3 protein-coding genes and 1 pseudogene are annotated in these 4,407 nt (G+C 67.9%); 2 read left to right on the top strand and 2 right to left on the bottom strand.

Annotation, left to right across the window (positions count from 1 at the left end; all coding sequences use genetic code 11):
- On the bottom strand, positions 1–752 hold a 752-nt coding region (locus ACFU0Y_RS17345; protein ID WP_380216076.1), incomplete at its 3' end, for a transposase.
- A 293-nt stretch (positions 753–1,045) separates the two neighbouring features.
- Positions 1,046–1,920 (bottom strand): annotated as a pseudogene (locus ACFU0Y_RS17340) (IS3 family transposase); the annotation flags it as partial.
- Here ACFU0Y_RS17340 and ACFU0Y_RS17335 point away from each other — a divergent pair.
- A complete protein-coding gene (locus ACFU0Y_RS17335) occupies positions 1,913–2,335 on the top strand; it encodes a hypothetical protein (RefSeq protein ID WP_380216074.1) in 423 nt (140 codons plus the stop codon). The pseudogene ACFU0Y_RS17340 and the gene ACFU0Y_RS17335 sit on opposite strands and share 8 nt — an antisense overlap.
- 802 nt (positions 2,336–3,137) lie before the next feature.
- The gene (locus ACFU0Y_RS17330; RefSeq protein ID WP_380216072.1) at positions 3,138–4,241 is read left to right on the top strand and encodes a TerC family protein; all 1,104 of its coding nucleotides are present in this window, start codon (positions 3,138–3,140) and stop codon (positions 4,239–4,241) included.
- Positions 4,242–4,407 lie beyond the last annotated feature (166 nt).

The following is a 4,407-nucleotide window of genomic DNA, read 5'->3' as shown; positions in this document are numbered from 1 at the left end:
ATGCTCCGCGACCACACCGCATACCGAGAACCGGCCCCGGCCCCAGCGCTCCTGGCTGATTGACAACAGCATTGAGATTCCCAGTGCCCGGGCACAGCGCGGTCCGCGGCTTCAGCGGGACGCTGCGAGAACACGACATCCGCGGTGACATGCCCTGCGGGTCGATTCTGCGCTCGAGCTCGTGGCTGTCGAAGTGCGCGGCCTGTTCGCAGGCAGGTGACGAGCTCGCGTTCGAGCGCGCCACGGCCCTGGATGAACAGCGCCTGGTAGATCGCCTCGTGGCTGACGCGCATGGAATCATCATCCGGGAAGTCGAGCGTCAACCGATGCGAGATCTGCTCCGGACTCCACGCGATCGCCCACCGCCGGTCCTGCCGGTGCGGCTTGTTCAGCCCCTTCCATACCGGCGGCTGCGGCCCGACGACGACCGCGCCGTCGGGCCTGCGGACGGTGCCGGCCAAACGCTCCTGCACGTACTCCCGCAACCTGTCATCGGTCGCCAGCTTCGCGCTCTTCGGGCGCTTCGCCGCCTGCTGAGCCTTCCACTGCGCCACCAGCGCCCGGTACTCCGCCTTCCCGCCCCGCGTCGCCGCGTTGCGGCGCAGCTCGCGAGAGATCGTCGAGGGGTCACGCCCGATCCTGCGCGCGATCTCACGCACGCCAACCCGTCTGGCGCGCAGCAGCGCGATCTCCTCGCGTTCCTCGAAGGACAAGTAGCGCCCGGTGGGTTCAGCCAATGAGATCGGCGGCATGCCGCCAGCGTGGCGAAACCAGCGAGTTCCGACCGGCCACGACACACCGACCGCCAACGACGCCTCGACGGTCGTGACGCCCGTGGCGATCAATCTCCAGAACTGGCGCTGCACCGCCCGTGAGGGATCAGGTCGCCCGGGTGAGCCCATCGGCGGCCGCAGCGCCCGATCTGCGCGCCACTGCCGACGCGCGCCCTCGGGCACATCGCCGGTCTTCTTGCTCCAATCCGCCGTCACCATCGTCGAACACCTCCGATTCCAGGAAGGTGTTGCGACGACCGGTTGAATCCGCCTTGCGATCCGCGGTCGGTGTGCAGGATGCAGCCGGCGGTCTGCCCTCGCCGGGCGACAGCGCTGCGCAAGGCGTCGACGGCCAGGCGGGACTTCATCCGGGAGTCGATGGAGTAACCCACGATCCGGTTGGAGTGCACGTCCTTGATAGCGCAGAGGTAGAGCTTGCCTTCGGCGGTCCTGTGCTCGGTGATGTCGGCCAGCCACAGCTGGTTGGGCGCATCAGCCGTGAAGTCGCGCTCGACGAGGTCGTCATGGACCGGCGGACCTGGCCTGCCGTTCTTGCCGCGTTTCTTGCCGAACGCCGACCACCAGCCATTGGCGGAGCAGATCCGCCACACGGTGCGGTCGCAAGCGGTGTGGCCGCCATCGCGGGCCTCGTCGGCCAGATAGCGGTAGCCGAACTCCGGGTCGTCGCGGTGAGCGTCGAACACGGCGTTGGCCAGATAGGCCGCCTCGAGCTCAGCATCAGTCACCGGGTCGGCCAGCCAGCGGTAGTAGGGCTGCCGGGCGATCCTGAGCACCCGGCACGTCACCGCGACGGGGATTCCGTCCGCGGCCAGCTCGCGGACGAGCGGGTACATCATTTTCCCGGCAGGTTGGCCTGCGACAGGTAGGCGGCCGCGCGGCGCAGGACCTCGTTCTCCTGCTCGAGCAGACGGATCCGCTTTTTCGCCTCTCGCAGCTCCGCGTTCTCGGCCGCCGGCGTCCCGGGCTTGAGGCCGTCCTCGACGTCGGCTCGGCGCATCCAATTGCGCAGACAGGACTCCGCGATGCCGAAGTCGGCAGCGATCTGCTTGATCGTCTGCCCGGGCTCACGGCTGCGCGCGACATTCACGACGTCGTCGCGGAACTCCTTGGGATAGGGCTTGGGCACGGTGTACATCCTTCCATCGACGCCTCTCAGCGCCACAGATCAGGTGTCACCGAACCGTGCATCAGTCCCCGTCTTCACCGGTCAGCCGTGGCTGCCCCTGGTCCTGGAATTCCGGTGGCCCTCGGTCGTCTACGCCCTGGACATCTTCGCCTGGGATGTGCTTTTCGCGTTGGCGGTGCTCTGCGCCGCACCGGTCTTCCGCGGCAGCCGACTGGCCATCTCCATCCGTGTGCTGCTGATTCTCAGCGGGATTCTGGCCCTGGCCGGACTCGGCGGAGTCCTCACCGGTGACATGCAACTGCGCAACATCGGCATCATCGGTTACGCGGCAGTGTTCCCCGCCGCGGCCGCACTGCTGGCCCTCTTCTTCCACCGGGTGACGACTGACAACACGGGACCCGACGCAGGCTCCTGAGACCGAGGCAGCCAACCCACCCGTGCCCGACTGGAGATTGGGGCCGTTTCCTCCCCAACGCCTGAGCCGCGATAGTCCCCCGCCCGCCCAGCTGCACATATGGGCCGGCTACCGGCCACTTCCGCGAGAGCGGCGTTGCAGTAGGGGCGGGACTACGGGCATCTGCCGCATCCCTCCGGGCTGCCTACGAGCAAGCCAGAGCAGAACTCACCCGATCTTGCATCGGTCCCGCTGCGCACGGTGTACAGCGCGTTCACCACCGCTGAACCGGCGCAACAGGCCCCACGGCTCGGGTAGCCAGGCCCGGCCCTGGCCTATGCGCCGTCTCTGTTCGGGGCACCGGGAGATTCCACCCGATGAGAGGAAGGGTGTGGGGAGCCCGCTCGTCGTCGGGGTGGCCCTGATGGCAGTTGCCCTGAGCAGTGCTGCGGTCCGTCGGATGCGCAGAGCCACACCTTCACTGCGCTGGGCCCCTGGCATTCGACGGAATCCAGTGACGTCATCGAGGAGTACGCCGAGCGTGACGTGACACGTCGCCCAGCCAAGGGCGCCTCCGAGGTTCTCGTCCATGAACCACCCGCGTCGTCGTGGCCAGGCCGCTCACCTCTTGTCGATCGCTCTGGTGATGGGGTGCAACAGACCCCATTGATCACATAGGTGAAGCGTGCTTCACTTGTCGGTACAGGGAGGGGAGTATCCCACCAGCGTTCCGTCGTCACTACGACCCCGTGCGGGTCCGGCGGACAGGCCCGCAGCCGGGGCCGGGAGAGACCTCCGATCGGATCGATCGGAAGGTTTCGTCATGGATGTCCCGTTCTGGATCTGGGCTGCGGTACTCGGCTTCATCGTGGTGATGCTGGCCGTGGACCTGTTCGCCCACCGCCGCGCCCACGTGATCGGCGTGCGTGAGGCGGCCGTGTGGTCGGGGGTGTGGGTGGCCTTCGGTGTGGCCTTCGGTGTCATCGTCTGGCAGTTGTGGGGAGCCGAGTTCGGCCAGCAGTACTTCGCCGGCTACCTGATCGAGAAGTCCCTGGCCGTTGACAACGTCTTCGTCTGGGCGATCATCTTCAGCTACTTCGCCGCCCCGCGCGAGTTCCAGCACCGGGTGCTGTTCCTGGGAGTGCTCGGCGCGCTGGTGTTCCGCGGGATCTTCATCGCCGCCGGGGCGGTGCTGATCCAGAACTTCTCCTGGATCCTCTACGTCTTCGCCGCGTTCCTGCTCTACACCGGGTGGCGGATGATCCGCCAGCGCAATGAGCACCTGAACCCCGAGCAGTCGATGGTGCTGCGCGGCTTCCGCCGCTTCGTGCCGATGACCGAGGCCTACCACGGCCAGAAGCTGCTGGTCCGCCAGAACGGAGTACTGCTGGCCACCCCGCTGCTGGCGGTGCTGGTGCTGATCGAGGCCACCGACGTCGTCTTCGCCGTGGACTCCATCCCGGCGATCTTCGCCGTCACCGACGAGGTGTTCCTGGTCTTCACCGCCAACGCCTTCGCGATCCTGGGGCTGCGGTCGATGTACTTCCTGCTGGCCGACCTGATCCACCGCTTCGTGTACCTGAAGATCGGTCTGGCCCTGGTGCTGATGTGGGTGGGGACCAAGATGCTGCTGAAGATCGACGTGATCTACATCCCGACCCCGGTGTCGCTGGCCGTGGTCGCCACGATCATCGCCGTGTCCGTCGTCGCCAGTCTGCGGGCCACCCGCGGACAGGGGCGTCGGGTGCTGCCGGCCCCGGCCGAGCCGCCGTTCCGGGTCGCCACCGAGGCCGAGGACGCAGCCCTAGAGCCCGTGTGGTCCCGCCGCACGACGGCACACCCGGCCGCCCCGCAGCAGCAGGCCCAGGCCCACGACGCCCACCGCGAGCTCGAGCGCGTCCGCCCGCACGAAGGAGACCACCGATGAGCCAGCTATACCTGCCCCAGGCACCGTGCCGCACCGTTGCCGCGGTGATCACCGACGGGCCCGAGGCCGTCGCGGTGGCTCGCCGCGCAGTCCGGATCGCTGCCGACCAGGACCGCCCGCTGCTGCTGCTGGTGCCGATGCTGCGCTCGGCGTTCAGTACCGACGC

Origin of the sequence: Kocuria sp. NPDC057446, from assembly GCF_042802875.1 — a bacterium.
Lineage (GTDB): Bacteria > Actinomycetota > Actinomycetes > Actinomycetales > Micrococcaceae > Kocuria.
Note: the sequence above shows the minus strand (reverse complement) of the source record. Positions and strands in the feature narration are given on the sequence as shown.